The 16638-nt window shown below is 39.1% G+C and carries 13 protein-coding genes; 11 read left to right on the top strand and 2 right to left on the bottom strand.

Annotation, left to right across the window (positions count from 1 at the left end):
* Positions 1-86 precede the first annotated feature (86 nt).
* The 5 genes from sppA (at position 87) to IAR63_RS16430 (ending at position 4636) form a co-directional block, all read left to right on the top strand.
* Positions 87-908 carry a signal peptide peptidase SppA gene (gene sppA / locus IAR63_RS16450; protein ID WP_187706018.1) on the top strand — a complete coding sequence of 274 codons (822 nt, stop codon included), beginning with the start codon at positions 87-89 and terminating at the stop codon, positions 906-908.
* Positions 909-1007: 99 nt separating this feature from the next.
* Positions 1008-1388: a chorismate mutase gene (gene aroH / locus IAR63_RS16445; protein WP_057178238.1), complete on the top strand. Its 381-nt coding sequence runs from the start codon at positions 1008-1010 to the stop codon at positions 1386-1388.
* A gap of 376 nt (positions 1389-1764) precedes the next feature.
* A complete protein-coding gene (locus IAR63_RS16440) occupies positions 1765-2049 on the top strand; it encodes an HU family DNA-binding protein (protein WP_187706017.1) in 285 nt (94 codons plus the stop codon).
* 26 nt (positions 2050-2075) lie between these two features.
* Entirely contained in the window at positions 2076-3161 is a 1086-nt protein-coding gene (cobD, locus tag IAR63_RS16435; protein WP_187706016.1) for a threonine-phosphate decarboxylase CobD, read from the top strand.
* The gene (locus IAR63_RS16430) at positions 3158-4636 is read left to right on the top strand and encodes a dihydrolipoyl dehydrogenase family protein (RefSeq protein ID WP_187706015.1); all 1479 of its coding nucleotides are present in this window, start codon (positions 3158-3160) and stop codon (positions 4634-4636) included. Before cobD ends, IAR63_RS16430 begins: the two co-directional genes overlap by 4 nt.
* Positions 4637-4688: 52 nt before the next feature.
* Here IAR63_RS16430 and rpoD read toward each other — a convergent pair whose 3' ends face one another.
* Positions 4689-5861 carry an RNA polymerase sigma factor RpoD gene (gene rpoD / locus IAR63_RS16425; RefSeq protein ID WP_009342633.1) on the bottom strand — a complete coding sequence of 391 codons (1173 nt, stop codon included), beginning with the start codon at positions 5859-5861 and terminating at the stop codon, positions 4689-4691.
* Between the two features lie 653 nt (positions 5862-6514).
* A complete protein-coding gene (gyrB, locus tag IAR63_RS16420; protein ID WP_187706014.1) occupies positions 6515-8911 on the bottom strand; it encodes a DNA topoisomerase (ATP-hydrolyzing) subunit B in 2397 nt (798 codons plus the stop codon).
* Positions 8912-9053: 142 nt separating this feature from the next.
* Here gyrB and miaA point away from each other — a divergent pair, with 142 nt between their 5' ends.
* From miaA to IAR63_RS16390, 6 genes are all read left to right on the top strand, one after another.
* Positions 9054-9986: a tRNA (adenosine(37)-N6)-dimethylallyltransferase MiaA gene (gene miaA, locus IAR63_RS16415; protein ID WP_187706013.1), complete on the top strand. Its 933-nt coding sequence runs from the start codon at positions 9054-9056 to the stop codon at positions 9984-9986.
* Between the two features lie 146 nt (positions 9987-10132).
* On the top strand, positions 10133-10951 hold the full coding sequence (locus IAR63_RS16410; RefSeq protein ID WP_057178243.1) for an ABC transporter permease: 819 nt from the start codon (positions 10133-10135) through the stop codon (positions 10949-10951).
* A gap of 262 nt (positions 10952-11213) precedes the next feature.
* Complete coding sequence (locus IAR63_RS16405; protein WP_187706012.1) at positions 11214-13088, top strand: glycosyltransferase; 1875 nt, start codon at positions 11214-11216, stop codon at positions 13086-13088.
* Between the two features lie 6 nt (positions 13089-13094).
* Complete coding sequence (gene glf / locus IAR63_RS16400) at positions 13095-14204, top strand: UDP-galactopyranose mutase (protein ID WP_187706011.1); 1110 nt, start codon at positions 13095-13097, stop codon at positions 14202-14204.
* 62 nt (positions 14205-14266) lie between these two features.
* On the top strand, positions 14267-15616 hold the full coding sequence (locus tag IAR63_RS16395) for a glycosyltransferase family 2 protein (protein WP_187706010.1): 1350 nt from the start codon (positions 14267-14269) through the stop codon (positions 15614-15616).
* A 51-nt stretch (positions 15617-15667) separates the two neighbouring features.
* A complete protein-coding gene (locus IAR63_RS16390) occupies positions 15668-16543 on the top strand; it encodes a glycosyltransferase family 2 protein (protein WP_057178246.1) in 876 nt (291 codons plus the stop codon).
* Positions 16544-16638: the final 95 nt, after the last annotated feature.

Below are 16638 nucleotides of genomic sequence, written 5' to 3'. Positions count from 1 at the left end.
AATCAACTGTATGGTAAACTCCAGGTTAATTAATGGTTATTTTTTGTTTGATATATTAGAAATATAAATAAGAGATTAGATTACTCATGATCTGGCCGTTTAAACCCAAGTTTCGTAAACAAATCGCTCGCATTGAAATTACCGGTGCGATCGCCAGTGGCACAAGAAAGCGAGTATTGGAAGCCATAAAAACTGTAGAAGAGAGGAAATTCCCTGCCCTGTTGTTACGTATTGACAGTCCTGGTGGTACGGTAGGGGATTCCCAGGAGATATATGGTGCCCTCAAGGAACTGGGCAAAAAAACCAAAATCGTCGCCAGTTTTGGCAATATATCGGCTTCAGGTGGTGTCTATATAGGCATGGGGGCGGAGCATATTATGGCCAATCCAGGTACAATTACAGGTAGTATAGGTGTAATTCTACGGGGAAACAATCTAGAACGCTTGTTGGAAAAAGTTGGTGTGTCTTTTAAAGTAATTAAGTCTGGGCCATACAAAGACATTTTATCCTTTGATAGAGAACTGACCCAACCAGAGGAAAATATCCTGCAAGAACTGATTGATGTCAGTTATCAGCAATTTATTCAAACAGTAGCTCGGGCGCGTGCCTTGCCTATAGAAACTGTTAAGACCTTCGCTGACGGACGTATTTTTACAGGAGAGCAGGCCTTAAACTTGGGAGTTGTAGACCGTTTAGGAACAGAGGAAGATGCTCGACGTTGGACCACCGAATTGGTAGGACTTGATCCCCAAAAAACTCCCTGCTATACCTTAGAAGAGCGGAAACCATTATTAAGTCGAGTTCTACCAGGTAGTCGCTATCCCAAATCAAGTATTAGATCTGGAATTGATTGGCTGGAGTTTGAAATGTCTACAAGTGGGTTACCACTGTGGTTATATAGACCCTAGAAGGTTATGTCATTCGTCAATGGTCAGTCGTAAAAATTGGCAACTGACGACTGACCGCTGATAGTAATAACTGACAACTAGAAAAGGAGGAACTTGGAAGTGGAATGGCAAATGCGGGCAATTCGTGGCGCGACAACTGTTGGGGAAAATAGTATAGTGGCAATTACAGAAGCAGTAACGGAATTACTTAATGAGTTAGAAGACCGTAATCAACTGCGACCTACGGAAATTTTGAGTGTCACTTTCTCTGTTACCCGTGACTTGGATGCTATCTTTCCAGCAGCGATCGCCCGCAGTCGTCCTTTATGGGATAGTGTGGCCATGCTAGATGTTCAACAAATGTATGTGGAAGGAAGTTTGCAGCGCTGTATAAGGTTTTTAATTCATGCCTATTTACCCGCTTCTTCCCCCATACACCACGTGTATTTACGTCAAGCAGCTAAATTACGTCCCGATTGGGGATTTGTGGGAGTTCAATAATTTAACGTGTTGCCAGGTATTAACGTTTTGGGGCTGCAGCTACTATTAAACAATTTAAAACTAGTCGTGAACCAGCTTTTATCTTGCCTTTTGGTGAGTACTTATGCTCAAAAAATGCTGGTTTTTAGAGTAACAATGGAGGAAAAAAGATAATAAAATCTGAAATCTATATAAATTAATGCTTTCACCTACCCACTTTTGGCTACAAGACATTAGAATAATTCATTGAAAAGTCGAGCTGATCTGATGTACAGGGGTTCGGAGTGTAAATACTCTTAACGAACGATTTTTGTAATTCTACCGACAGAGATTTCCGTAAAGATGCGACCAGATTTCATCTTGCAGCAAATCTCAAGTAAACCTCAAGGAGTTTGATATGAACAAAGGTGAATTAGTAGATGCAGTGGCCGAAAAAGCCAGTGTGACCAAAAAACAAGCGGATGCTGTCCTCAGTGCTGCTATTGACACTATTATTGAAGCGGTTGCTTCGGGTGATAAGGTTACTTTGGTTGGTTTTGGTTCTTTTGAATCACGGGATCGTAAAGCTCGTGAAGGTCGTAACCCTAAAACTAATGAAAAAATGGAAATCCCAGCTACCAAGGTTCCTGCTTTCTCCGCTGGGAAACTATTTAGAGAAAAAGTAGCACCCCCAAAAGAGTAGTTTCAGTTCTAGGAAGTGCAGTTTTGATGCGACACAAAGCACATGGGGGAAATCTAGCTTGGGCGGCGGCATTAGCTGGCTGTCCCCCAGAGGCTATTGTGGACTTTTCTGCTAGTATTAGCCCCTTGGGACCGCCTAAAACCGTAATTCATGCGATCGCCTCCCAATTGGCTAGTCTAAAACATTATCCCGACCCAGATTACATGGAGCTGAAACTGGCTCTGGGTCGTTTCCATGAACTACCACCGGAGTGGATTTTACCGGGTAATGGTTCGGCTGAATTACTAACCTTACTGGGTAGGGAACTGGCACAACTAAGAGCAACTATATTAGTAACTCCGGCTTTTGGCGATTATTACCGCACCCTGGCGGCCTATAATGCCAAAGTGTTGGAGTTTCCTATGGATTTAAGTTGGGAGAGGGGGTTACCCCCCTTTTTATCTTCTGGTGTGTGTGTTTCTGGATCAGGAGAATATGGATTGTTGCTGAATAATCCCCACAACCCCACGGGTAGGTTATTTTTACGGGAGGAGATTTTACCTTACTTACAGGATTTTGCCCTGGTGGTAGTAGATGAAGCGTTTATGGATTTTCTCACCCCCGAACAGGATCAAAGTTTGATAGGGTTAGTTCAGGAGTATAGGAATTTGGTCATATTGCGATCGCTGACTAAGTTCTACAGTTTGCCAGGGTTGAGATTAGGCTATGCTATAGCTGCACCTGACCTGCTACAAAAATGGCAGTCTTGGCGAGATCCCTGGCCCGTAAACAATTTGGCCGTATGTGCTGCTGTAGCTGCACTTCAAGATCAGGAATTTCAACATCAAACCTGGACCTGGTTACCTCAAGCCAGAAATCAACTTGTACAAGGTTTATCTAGTTTACCTGCTCTTAAACCTTTGCCGGGTGCTGTTAACTATTTATTGGTAGAGTCCCAAATTTCCGCTTCTTGGTTACAAGAACAGCTACTAGTAAAACATCAAATCCTCATTCGTGACTGTTTGAGTTTTAAGGAACTAGGCGATCGCTATTTTCGTGTTGCTGTGCGCTCCATACCAGATAATCAAGGTTTAATTACTGCTCTGGAATCCATAACGCAAAATCATCTATGAAACTGGACTATGATATAATAATCATTGGTGATAGTATGGCGGGATATGAAGCTGCTTTATATGCAGCTCAACTACATGCGAAAGTAGCTTTAGTAAAGTCCCAACCTACTTACCAACTAAACTATGTTTACCCATTGAGGGAACTGAGTAGAATCTCTTATCAGTACTTGGAAATGATGGGTTTGGGCATTTATGCCGATCAACTTCCTAGTACGGAAGTACTAAAGCAACTGCAACAGCCAGAAAGATGTTTAATTTCTTCTTACCAGCGGGCAATATTTTATGCCCAAGGTATGGAGTCCCAGTTTAACTTAATAAATTCCCTGGACAATTTAGCTACTCAGGGAGTAGATATAATTATTGGTAGGGGGGAGTTTGCCAATTCTAGAAAACCCAGTTTTAGAGTTCAAGGTCGAACTTTAAGGGGGAGTAGATACTTACTGGCCTGTGGTTCGGTGACTAAAATTCCCCACATAGAAAATCTTGCCACCACTGGTTATGTTACCCTCACCAATATTTGGCAGTACCTAGTCAGCACCAATCTACCTAAACACTGGGTAATTCTTGGTGGTTTACCCCAAAGTATAGAAATCGCTCAAACCCTAGCTCATTTAGGTTGCCATATAGATTTAGTCCTCAACCATCCCACGGTTTTATCCTATCTAGAGCCAGAAATAGTTGAATTACTCATCGCCCAACTAGAAGCTGACGGGGTAAATATTTTCCGAGAACAAACGGTCACCCAGACCAGAAAAATTAAAGGTCAAAAATGGGTACAACTAAAAGACCAAGCTATAGAAACTGAGGAAATTTTAATAGCTAATCACCAACAACCAAAAATAGAGAACTTGAACTTAGCCAGTCCGAGAATTAAATCCTCAGGCGATCGCCTGATCACCAACGACAAACTACAAACCACCAATCCCAATATTTATGCCTGTGGAGATATTATAGGTGGTTATGATATGGAGAACATTGCCAAATATGAGGCAAAAATAGCTGTGAAAAACGCCCTATTTTTTCCCAAACATCGGGTCAACTACACTGCCATTCCTTGGATAATATCTACCCAACCCATGGTAGCACAGGTAGGAATCACCGAATTACAGGCCAAAAAAACATATAATAAAAATCAAGTTCTAGTTTTTAAAAACTACTTTAAGACCACAACAGCAGGTCAAATTAAGAATGAGACCACAGGTATTTGCAAACTAATTGTTTTAGAAAACGGCAAAATTTTAGGCTGTAGTATATTTGGTCAAGAAGCAGAAGAAATAATCAACTTAATCGCCCTAGCAATATCTCAAAACCTGAAAATTGAGGACCTAGAAAATTTAGCAGTTGCTCATCCCAGCTGCTCGGAAATTCTCACCCAAACTGCTAGGGAATGGAGTAAACATAAGTTGTACAAAAACCACCTGTTACAAGAGTTTTTGCAGAGTTTTTTACATTTTCGCCGGGAATGGAAGTTTTAACCTCCATCCCCAAAGAATCAAAAGGGAGGGAAAAATATCCCCCATCCCTAATCTAACGAATATACTCCTTGAGAACACTGTTCCGATTGGGATGACGCAGTTTCCGCAGAGCCTTGGCCTCGATTTGTCGAATCCTTTCCCGGGTGACATTAAAAATCTGACCGATTTCCTCCAGGGTTTTCATCCGACCATCATCCAAACCATAGCGCAGTCTCAAAACATCCCTTTCTCGGGGACCCAAACTATCTAAAACTCTTTCCAGGTCTTCCCTAAGAAGACTTTTAGAAACCTGATCCTCAGGTGTTTCACCATCAGATTCAATAAAATCTCCTAAACGGGAATCCTCCTCCTTACCAATAGGTGTTTCCAAAGAAATAGGCAATTGAGCTGATTTGGCAATAAACCTCAGTTTTTCAATGGTCATTTCCATGCGGGTCGCAATCTCTTCCTCCGTGGGTTTGCGTCCCATTTCTTGAGATAAAAGTTTGGTAGTTTTCTTAATCCGTGATATAGTTTCGTAAAGGTGAACGGGTAAACGAATGGTTCGAGACTGATCAGCTATTGCCCTTGTAATTGCTTGACGGATCCACCAAGTCGCATAAGTAGAAAACTTATAGCCCTTTTCATGGTCAAATTTTTCGGCGGCCCGGATCAGACCTAGACTTCCCTCCTGAATTAAGTCCTGGAATGACAGGCCCCGATTCATATATTTTTTGGCAATGGAAACCACTAACCGTAGGTTGGATTGTACCATTTTATCCTTCGCCCTGCGCCCCACGTGAAGACGATAGCGGAAGGTTGGTAATGGCAATTTTACCGCCTCAGCCCATTCTCTAAATTCCGGTTCCCTTTCTAGCTGTTCGTATAAATCATCTCTAACTCTTTCTAGCTCCAGCAAATCAGCTATTTTTCGTGCCAACTCAATTTCTTCATCTGCCCGTAGTAATCTAATTCGACCAATCTCTTGCAGGTAAAGACGAATTGAGTCCTCAGTAAATGGCTTCTTCTTAGTCTGTGTGCGACGACGCGATTTAGCGGCTTTTCCAGACTTTGCGTCGTCCTCATCAGTCTGAGGCTCTAAAAAATCATCAATATCCCCGTCATCAACTAGCAGTAAGTCCTCTTCCTCCTCGATTAATAAGAGTTCTTCTTCTATCTCGGGCGGATTTATCATTTCTAGCTCAGGCTGATAAATGCTATCGAGTACGTTGTTAGCCTGGTTCATGCCGCGTTCCTCATGCTCCTTGCAGAATCAATTTATGGAGTTAAATACCCAAGGGGTTTTCGTTGACTTTTTTGCCTTTTGTGGAGGCATTATTTTAACTTTTGACGGATCCACGGATGTTTTACTGAAGATAGTTCAGTAACACTCCTGATTCTCGTCATTATCCACACACAATTCCCAGTTGACTTTTTCCGTCCCCACCTCATGGGTATGGCTGGCGACAGATTTATTTGTCAACTCTTTTTCAATTGTAACCTCTTTCACAGAAATTGCACTCTTTTTGTGTATTCACCATGAACTCATTTCCTCATGGAAGGCCACCTTTATCAAACCCAGTAGTCACACCATTAAATCTTGTTGAAAACTTTTTGGTTTATCAGTGGCATTCTAATTAAAATGAAAGGAGATAAAGGTCAGAATTATTAGAACCAAAATTCCAGACTTAGCCAGAATGCCCACGGGGTTGAGCTAGACGGGCGTTCTGGGTCACCCACCCTTACGGGGAGAGGTGAGGTCACAGGTCTTGAGTTCATTTTTTTTCAGCCTTATTAACACATTAGCGCAATGTGGAAATTTCAACCCTATGCAGCTTGACAAACTGTTCCTATTGTATAGGAGGATATTTCTTTCTGTTGCTATCTTTCTCTGGAGAACTAGATATCTAAATCCGTTAGGTTTAGCTTAGAACCATAAGTTTCGATAAACTCTCTCCTAGGAGCAACCCGATCGCCCATTAATATGGTGAATATTCTGTCAGCTTCTGCTGCATCCTCTATTTCTACCTGTTTCAGGGTTCTGGTTTCAGGGTTCATGGTGGTAGTCCACAGTTGTTCTGGCATCATTTCACCCAAACCTTTAAAACGCTGAATCGTATAATTAGCGTTTCCAGGCAATGTACTGATGTGTTGTTGTAGTTCTCGATCGCTGTAACAGTAATGATAATTCTTTCCTCTCTCTACTTTGTACAGTGGTGGGCAAGCAATGTAGATGAACCCCTGTTCAATTAGTGATCTTTGGTATCTATAGAAAAATGTGAGCAGCAATGTACGAATGTGCGCCCCATCCACATCCGCGTCCGTCATGATTACCACTCGATGATACCGTAATTGTGAAGCGTCAAATTCTTCACCTTTCACCCCTAGGCCTAAGGCCGTAATTAATGATTGTACCTCATTATTTTTATAAATTTTCGCATCATCGGTTTTTTCTATATTTAAAATTTTACCCCGTAGAGGCAAAATTGCCTGAGTCCGGCGATCGCGTCCTTGTTTGGCACTATTATGGACAAAAACTCCTGCTGTTAAAGCAAAGTTATGGGTATGGGGAACCTCTAGATCATAAACATCGAATTTTTCCGTGAGACTTTCCACATTTACCACCCGGTGATTATAGGTAACCACAGAGCTCCGCATCACAGTAGGTAGAGACTGGTCATAATAGGGCATTAAGGAATCCTCTGGAGTGAGCAAACCCGCAGCTTGGTAATTTCCATCCCGCAACATAAATAAATGGTCAGGAGTGCAAATCAAAACCTGGTCATTATCCAAAGTTACCCTGACCACTGGAGCATTGGTTTTGGTCCTGCGAACATGAAGAATTTTTCCTGTGCCTATCTCACCATTTTCCTGTATGGTATAACAATAGTTTTGTTTACCTGCTGCTTGTTCAGCTATCAAATCCGTAAAAGTAAGATTACGTCCATCCGTGAGGGAAACTAAAGTATTCCCCACAAAACAACCACCCGCACTATCCCCTTCCACAATAAATATTTCCGACTCAGCAGGGTCGCGGGAACTGCAATCAGCTAATTTACCTGGTAAAGGGGAAGATTCCAAAACAGACTTTCTCCGAACCAGCTCCCTTGCATGTCTAGCTGCTTCTGCGGCTTTAAAAGCCTGGATAGCCTTATCCAAAATAGAGTCAGCAATACCAGGGTGAAATTCTAGATATTCCGTCAGCACTTCTCCCACCAGAGAATCCACAATGCCACGCACTTCCGTATTACCCAACTTGGTTTTGGTTTGTCCCTCAAACTCCGGATCAGGAACCTTCACGGAAATAACTGCGGTTAAACCTTCCCTCACATGTTCCCCACTGAGATTGGATTCATTCTCCTTAATTTTATTGCGTTTGCGGGCGATAGAATTCAAAGTTCTTGTCAGAACAGTCTTTAAACCTTCTAAATGAGTACCACCATCAATAGTGCGAATATTGTTAGCAAAACCTAAAACATTATCAGTATAAGCATCTGTGCACCATTGTAAAGCCACCTCTACTTGAACGTTATTGCGCTCACCTTGGACGTAGATAATTTCCTCATGTAAAGCCTGCTTATCTCGATTCATGTAGGCCACATATTCCTTAATACCTCCCTTATACTCATAGCTTTCTACTTTAGGGGTATCGGTTTTCAGGAGTTCCAAACGATGATCGGTGAAAGTAATTTTCACCCCCGCATTGAGATAGGCCAATTCTCGGAGACGACCGGCCAGAGTAATATAATCAAATTCAATACCAGTAGTAAAAATTTGGACATCTGGCTTAAACTTTACGGATGTGCCGGTACGGGACTGTTGGTCTGGTTCTACCTGCAATTCAGTTGTAGGTGCACCTCGTTCATAACGTTGAGTATGAACCTTATGCTCTCGCCAAACCGTAATATCTACTACTTCTGATAAAGCATTAACTACGGACACACCCACACCATGTAAACCTCCAGAAACCTTGTAACCACCGCCTCCAAATTTACCACCGGCGTGTAGTACAGTTAGCACGGTTTCCAAAGCAGACTTACCGGTTTTGGGGTGAATATCAGTGGGAATACCCCGACCATTATCCGTCACCGTACAGGAACCATCAGCATTGAGTTCCACATCTACATGGGTACAGTAACCCGCTAAGGCCTCATCAACAGAGTTATCAACTACCTCATAAACTAGATGGTGCAGTCCTCGCGGTCCGGTAGAGCCAATATACATACCCGGTCGTTTGCGGACGGCTTCCAGACCTTCCAGAACTTGAATCTGATCGGCACTGTAACTGCTCGTCATGAAAATTCTCCTGATCTAAAGGGCGTTAATTCGCTAAGAAGTTAAAAAAGTAAAATTACCCCAGAATTATAGCACTAAAGCCTTGGTGCCGTGTTTAGCACTGTTTAGTGGTAAATTTATATGAGAGATGGGGTTGAGGTAAATGGGTCAATCAATTAGGTTAGATAGGGCTGTTAAACTCATAGTGATTTGTGGTGCAACAGCAACGGGGAAATCTGGACTGGGGGTGAGTTTAGCACAAAGACTTGGTTGTGTCATTCTGGGTGCTGATTCCCGTCAGGTGTACCGTGAATTTAATATTGGAACAGCCAAGCCAACGGAGGAAGAACGGGGGTTAGTGCCCCATTATCTCATAGATATATGTGAACCAACAGAAACCTTGACAGTAGCAGATTATCAAGAACAAGCCCAACGGTTAATTGATAATTTGCCAGTTTCACCATTATTTTTAGTTGGTGGTACAGGTTTATATATTCGGGCTATTGTCCAGGGCATGAAAATTCCCAAGGTATGTCCACATCCCCAATTGCGCTCCCAATTGGAGTCATTAGGTCAACATCAACTTTATCAGATTTTGCAACAGGTTGATGCAGTTGCTGCCAGAAGAATTCACTGCCATGATTTGGTGAGGACTTTAAGGGCGTTAGAAGTGTATTATGTCACAGGTTCTCCTATGTCTGAACAGCAGGGAGAGAGACCACCCACCTACCCAATTTTACAACTTTATTTGGACTGTGAACCAGATGTTTTGGATTTGAGAATTTATGGGAGGACCAAACAAATGATTAAGGATGGTTTGGTTGAGGAGGTGGAGTTTCTGTGTGAAAAATATGGTGTGAACTTACCTTTATTAAATACATTAGGATACGCAGAGATTAAGCGGTATTTATCTGGGGAGATTAGTTTAGAAGCGGCAACAGATTTAATTGTTTTACACACCAGGCAATTTGCCAAGCGTCAGCGAACTTGGTTTAGACAGTCCTCGAATTTGGAATACTTTAATATTAATAGTCCGGACTTATTAAGTAGTATTTGCAAGAGGGTAGACGACTTCCTTTGGGGTCATAGCAGCTAGGTTGGATTGTTTGATAGAATGTATCTTAGATTGTTAATTTTAATGTGCGATTGCCCTGTCTAGTTAAAATTTTGTGTTGACTTAACGAAAAAATTATGGTACAGTACCCATCGGTATCTGTATTTCATCTGCACTGGTTTTAGACTATGACCATATCTATAAGAGAAAAACAACCCAAACCCAATCTGAGCTTGCAATTGCAACGCTTTTGGGAAATTCTATATGTTTTGGTGGTGCGGACTTTGAAGGTAAGATATCGGGGTTCGATTTTGGGTGTTTATTGGTCATTGCTAAACCCATTAATCATGACAAGTCTATACACAGCCATTTTCGGTGCTACTTTTTCTTCCTACTACAATAATTCCATTACGAATTATGTGCTGGCGGCATTTACGGGACTGGTGGTGATAAATTTCTTCTCAGCATCTACAACTCAGTGTCTTTTTAGCGTAGTAGAGAACTCATCACTGTTAAATAAAATCCGTTTGCCTGTGAGTGTTTTCCCGGTTTCTATGGTAGCTTCGAACATATTCCAGTTTTCCGTTGGAACCTTTCCTTTATTAGCAGTGATGACTCTGCTTAATACCAGGAATGTAGTCAATGTGTTAGCAATGGTGTTCCCTTTATTTGCACTAGTATTAGTCTGTATGGGAGTTGGATTTTTAGTTAGTACGTTGTATGTTTTTTTTAGGGACTTACACTACTTTTATGAGTTAGTTGTGTTTGTGCTTTGGATCAGTAGCCCCGTGTTTTATCCAGCAGCTATTGTGCCACCACAGGTTAGACCTTTTCTTGGTTTAAATCCCCTATCACCAATTATTGAGAGCTTGCGCCAGATTACATTGTCGGGGTCACCTCCAGATTTAGGGTTGATATGGGGAGCATTGTTGAGTGGAATGATTATTTTGTCATTTGGATGGACTTGTTTTCATCTGTGGCGTCATCAATTTATGGATTTGCTATAGGACACAGTTGTTTAACGCAAATGGGTGTCAGCTTAGAGTAATCAAAATTACATTTATGATGGTGTCGTGTTTACGGTTTATAGTGTAGTATTTTAGATGTTACCAAATATCCTGTCATGATGTTATCCCATATGGTATGAAGACTAAATAGTCAATTAATTTTTAAATGAGGAACAGAAATCGTTATAGATATAAGATAGTTCCGATCAGATCAATTGAATGGTATAGATAAAACATACACCCCCCTTAGACAAAAATGATCATGACTAAACAGGTAGAATCAAAAGAATCAAATTTTTATACAGCGTCTTCGGAAAAAAAGAAAATTAACATTCAAAATATTATTTTTCCCAAGCTAGACATTTGTACCGTGGAGGAGTTGTTTTTCAGAGGGGATGATGGAGTGCTATTTGACTACCAAAATCGAACTCTAGGGATAAAAAAGGACACCGTAGTTAGCTTTAACACATACTTTAACGGTTTTTTTGCAAATAAGTGGAAAAGCTACACTTCTATTACAAATATTGGTGTTTGTCTTTCTCTACAGGGATCTTTCAATATACACATTTACAGTGTAGATTCATTTGTTCAGTCGCGCACTATAGTAATGCAGAAAACTGTCAAGAATGCGCACTTTGACTCTCCAATTGTCTTGGAAAACTTCGATATATATCCCTACAATGGGATGATATATATCGAAGTACAAGCATTGAGTAATAATTGCCAGATGGAGGGAGGCTTTTTTTACTCGTATGTACAAGAGATAAAAGATATAAGACTAGGGATAGTAATATGTACATACAAAAGAGAAACCTATGTTCGCAAGAACATTGATCTACTAGAAAAAAATTTGTTAAGCAGAGACGAATATCGAGATAAGTTAAAAATTTTTGTTATTGATAATGGGAAAACCTTAAGTTCCTTTGATAATCCATTGATTGAGATAATTCCTAATAAAAACGCGGGAGGGAGTGGTGGTTTTGCAAGGGGAATGATAGAAGTAGCAAATCATCATAGGGGATTTTCGCACATTCTACTGATGGATGATGATGTGCTATTCGATCCAGAAGTAATTTTGAGATTGTCGAATTTTCTTAGTGTGATCAATCAAGATGATATTTGTGTTGGTGGTGATATGCTAAGACTAGATAAAAAACACATCCAGCATGAAAGAGGTGGATACTGGAACAAACTTAGAGGTTGTACACCTGTAAAATATAACCTTGACTTAACTGTTTTGGAAAATATATTGTTTAATGAAATAGAGGAATATTGTGAGTACAATGCCTGGTGGTTATATTGTTTTCCTGTTGACAGTATTAAAAAGATTGGACTTCCCTATCCATTTTTTATAAGACTTGACGATGTTGAATTTAGTAAAAGAATAAACAACAAAATTATTGCATTAAATGGAATATGCGTTTGGCATGAACAATTTGAAAATAAGCAGAGTCCAGTCACAGAGTACTACAATATAAGAAATGGGTTAATTTTCAACAGTCTATACTACGAAAAAAATGCTAGCATTTTTTCCCATCTTAGTTGGTTCTTACTTCCAACAATTAGACATCTTTTTTGTTACAGATATGAGACAGCAGAATATGTTTTGCAAGCTGCTTCAGATTTTTTGTGTGGTCCTGAAAATTTATTTTCTCAAAATCCCCAACAAAACCATAGTAAGCTTTCATTATGTGCTGAAAAAACAAGGAGGAATAAAAATGGCGTCAGTCCATTTATAATGAAAAAGTATATGGAGAGTATTAATGAAAATGAAAACTTATTACACAGGATTTGGAGAGTTTTCACCCTAAACGGTCATATACTACCTCGTTCATTTTTCTGGGATGATAGAAACCTGACTGATAAGGGATATAAAGTAGTAAGTTCATATGGTAGCAAACCTCTAAATGTTTTCAGGGCAAAGACAATAATATACTACAACATAGAAACCCAAGAGAGTTTTGCAGTTCAATTTTCCAGAACTCGTTTCTTTAGAATCCTATTCCACAGCATTTACTTAGGAATCTTAATGCTGTTAAAATATGGGAGGTTGGCTAAGCTTTACAAGACCACGCTTGGTAAGTTTACGAGTCAGTCCTTTTGGGAAGAGTATTTAGAGCTTAAAAAACAATTTTGAAAAATAATGCTAAGTAGTATGTTTGACTTTTTAATTGTTGGAGCTGGTTTTGCCGGTTGTACTTTAGCTAACTGCATAGCTACACATTTAGACAAAAAAGTACTAGTTATAGATACACGGAGTCACATTGGTGGTAACGCTTACGATTGCTATGATAAAGCGGGTATTTTAATTCATCGATACGGGTCGCATATATTTCATACGAATAGCAAAAAAATCATTGACTACCTTTCTCGGTTTACAGAATGGCGAGTTTATCAACATGAAGTTTTAGCAAGGGTTGATGGCGAACTTTATCCAATTCCTATCAACCTGAATACCATTAACAAGCTGTATGGATTTAATTTTAACAGTCAGCAACTATCAGATTTTTATGAACAAATCAGAGAGAGATACGACAGGATTGAAAACTCAGAACAAGCTGTAGTTGGTAAAGTAGGAACTGACTTATATGAAAGGTTCTTCAAGAATTACACCTATAAACAGTGGAATCTTTGGCCTCACGAATTGGATGCTTCAGTATGTGCGCGTATTCCAGTCAGAACCAATAAGGATAATAGATATTTTAGTGATAAGTATCAAATGATGCCTGTCGATGGCTATACAAAGATGTTTGAAAGGATGTTAGACAATCCTAATATTAAATTCATGCTCAATACCAGTTTTCAAGAAGTTGAGAAATGGCTAAAATTTGACCACCTAATATACACTGGCCCTATTGATCAGTTTTTTGACTACAAATTTGGTAGATTGCCTTATAGGTCACTGAAGTTTCAATTTGAAACTCACGATATTGAATATTTTCAGCCAGTAGCTGTTGTGAACTATCCTAACGATTATGATTTTACTCGCATAGTTGAATCCAAACATATAACTGGACAAAAACACAGTAAAACCACAATTTACTATGAATTCCCACAATCTGAAGGGGATCCCTACTATCCTGTGCCCCGTCCGGAAAACCGTGAGTTGTTTCAAAAGTATAAAGATGAAGCTGACAAACTGCAAACAGTAACATTTGTTGGGAGACTAGCACAATATCAATATTACAATATGGATCAAGTCGTTGCTGCTGCTTTAACGGTGTTTGAAAATAGAATTAGTAAATTATACTAATTGCATGTGTGAATTGAATAACTAGACATATATCACGTTTACATTTATTGCATTTCTAAACCATGAGTATCAAGCAAGTAGCCATCATTGTCGTCACCTGGAATAAAATAAGGGATGTTTCTTTTTTGATAGAGGATATAAAGAAGCTAGATTTGAATGAAATAAGTATTAATGTTTTCGTTGTTGACAATAATTCAAGTGATGGTACAGAAACACATTTAAACAAATACTACTCCTTTGTTAAGGTTCTGCAAACAGGCGATAATTTGGGAGGTTCTGGAGGTTTTTCTTATGGTATGGACTACGTAAAAGAATTAGAATACGACTATGTTTGGTTGCTAGATAATGATGTTAGATTGGATACCCAATCTTTGCTTAATTTGGTAGATACCTTGAACTATTACCCTGATATTGGTTTAGTTGGGTCTCAAATAAGGAAGTTAGATCAACCGAACATTATTCAAGACCTAGGTATGTTCATATACTATAAAAAAGCACATGTCAAAGGAAACTTTAGCGATAACACTATTGAATCAGCTATTAATAATTTAAGTCATTTAAATTCCCAAACTGGTTATATTGATGTTGACTTCTGTTCTGCTGCATCCTTACTAGTTCGTAAAGAAGTTATTCAGCAGATAGGAGTATTTGAAGACTACTTCTTGCATTTTGACGACACCGAGTGGTGTTTGAGAGCGAAAAAAGTTGGCTGGTCAGTTGTAGTTAATCCGTCATCTATTGTTTGGCATTCCTCACCCGATTTTAAGCAGCGTCCCTGGATTAGTTATTATGATGAGCGGAATTTGTGTTACTGTTGGCAAAAATACTTTCCGGATCTTTTATTGAAGAGAATCAGGGTTTTGCTTCCAAAGTTAATCTACTATTCTATAACAGGTCGTTTTTTCTGGGTTAGCACTCACTTAATGGGACTAGATGATTTTATTTCTGGTATCAAGGGTAGGATGCCAGCACCTCTACCATATAAACAATTATCAATAGAGGAAGTACTTGACAATAATTTAAGGGTTACAGTCCAAGCTAGTCTTTATCAAGATCAGTTTGAGTCTCAAATTTTGGATCAAATAAACTCATTAATTGATAAGGAAAGATTTACTGTTTTTAACAAAAACAAAAGTTTATTATACACCAGTTATATGTGGCTTCTGTCTTGCTTTCATAAGTCATTTGATTTAGCTCTTGTTAGCTGTTACCAAACAGAAGTTTGGCAATTTAATCTAGCCAGAAAGGTCTATTTTTTCACAGGATCAGGCTACGTTTTGGTGAATACTAGTATTATTAACTTAGCCAGAGCAGCAATAACAACATTTTTGAGGTTACTTAAGATTTATTGGCAAATACATAAATTAACTAGTAAGAAATCAATTATGTTAGATTTGAATAGGATAATGTAATACAGGACCTATAAATTTGAGTATTTTACCTAGAAAATAAATCCCAAAGTGATGAGCATAACTGTATCAATTATCCTAGTCAATTATAATGGAGCAGATGTTTTAGTGGATTGTTTAAAATCCATCAACAAATTTGTTCCTGGGTATAATTGCGAAGTTATAGTAGTGGATAACGCTTCTCAAGACAACAGCATAGACATTATTGAAAATAAATTTCCCAATGTCCAGCTGATAAAACTAACAAAAAATGTTGGTTTTGGAGCTGGAAACAATGCTGGAGCAAAGGTAGCTAAGGGTGAATTCCTATTTTTATTGAATACCGATACTATAATCACCAGTAATATTCTTCCCCATTTGGTGGACCTAATGGAAAAAAATCCAACTGTGGGAATTATTGGGCCTAAACTTTTGTTCCCAGACGGTAGGTTTCAAATCTCGTTTTCACCTAAAATTAGTATTAAAGGTGAGTTGGAAGCTAGAAAGTTACACAGATATGCCGAATCTCGAACCAAATTAGCTCTACTAGAAAATAATTTTCAAGAGATACAGGAAGTAGATATTGTTGTTGGAGCAGCATTTTTTATTCGCGGGGACTTGTTTCGGACATTAGGTGGTTTTGACGAAAAATTTTTCATGTACTTTGAAGAGTCTGATTTATGTCAAAGGGCTAAAAATATAGGATATCAAATCTTATATACCCCTAAAATATCTCTAATTCATATTCGAGGATATTCGACAAGTAAGCTCGCCAATCCAATGGCCGTAGAATATAGACGCAGCCAATTGTACTACTACCAAAAACATCGTCCTCTGTGGGAAAGATTGACTTTGCGAATCTATCTTTTGATAAGTTTCTTATATAAATTTACAATAACATCCAATCCTTATTGTTGGCAAATTATTATCCTAGTCTTGAAACCTAAGTAATGATTACTGCGACTACAAATGATAGCAAGAAAAAACTGAATTGGCAATCTTATACTAATAATTTAGGACCATCAAAATTTAAGTTAGTATATGTA

Origin of the sequence: Cylindrospermopsis curvispora GIHE-G1, from assembly GCF_014489415.1 — a bacterium.
GTDB lineage: Bacteria > Cyanobacteriota > Cyanobacteriia > Cyanobacteriales > Nostocaceae > Raphidiopsis > Raphidiopsis curvispora_A.
This window is presented reverse-complemented; position numbering and strand designations above follow the sequence as displayed.

Bases quoted from the DNA above. Each gene is read 5' to 3' on its own strand.
- gyrB (WP_187706014.1), bottom strand. From the start codon at position 8,911: ATGACGAGCAGTTACAGTGCCGATCAGATTCAAGTTCTGGAAGGTCTG.
- glf (WP_187706011.1), top strand. From the start codon at position 13,095: ATGCTAAGTAGTATGTTTGACTTTTTAATTGTTGGAGCTGGTTTTGCC.
- cobD (WP_187706016.1), top strand. From the start codon at position 2,076: ATGCGACACAAAGCACATGGGGGAAATCTAGCTTGGGCGGCGGCATTA.
- rpoD (WP_009342633.1), bottom strand. From the start codon at position 5,861: ATGAACCAGGCTAACAACGTACTCGATAGCATTTATCAGCCTGAGCTA.
- IAR63_RS16410 (WP_057178243.1), top strand. From the start codon at position 10,133: ATGACCATATCTATAAGAGAAAAACAACCCAAACCCAATCTGAGCTTG.
- miaA (WP_187706013.1), top strand. From the start codon at position 9,054: ATGGGTCAATCAATTAGGTTAGATAGGGCTGTTAAACTCATAGTGATT.
- IAR63_RS16440 (WP_187706017.1), top strand. From the start codon at position 1,765: ATGAACAAAGGTGAATTAGTAGATGCAGTGGCCGAAAAAGCCAGTGTG.
- IAR63_RS16430 (WP_187706015.1), top strand. From the start codon at position 3,158: ATGAAACTGGACTATGATATAATAATCATTGGTGATAGTATGGCGGGA.
- IAR63_RS16405 (WP_187706012.1), top strand. From the start codon at position 11,214: ATGACTAAACAGGTAGAATCAAAAGAATCAAATTTTTATACAGCGTCT.
- IAR63_RS16395 (WP_187706010.1), top strand. From the start codon at position 14,267: ATGAGTATCAAGCAAGTAGCCATCATTGTCGTCACCTGGAATAAAATA.
- IAR63_RS16390 (WP_057178246.1), top strand. From the start codon at position 15,668: ATGAGCATAACTGTATCAATTATCCTAGTCAATTATAATGGAGCAGAT.
- sppA (WP_187706018.1), top strand. From the start codon at position 87: ATGATCTGGCCGTTTAAACCCAAGTTTCGTAAACAAATCGCTCGCATT.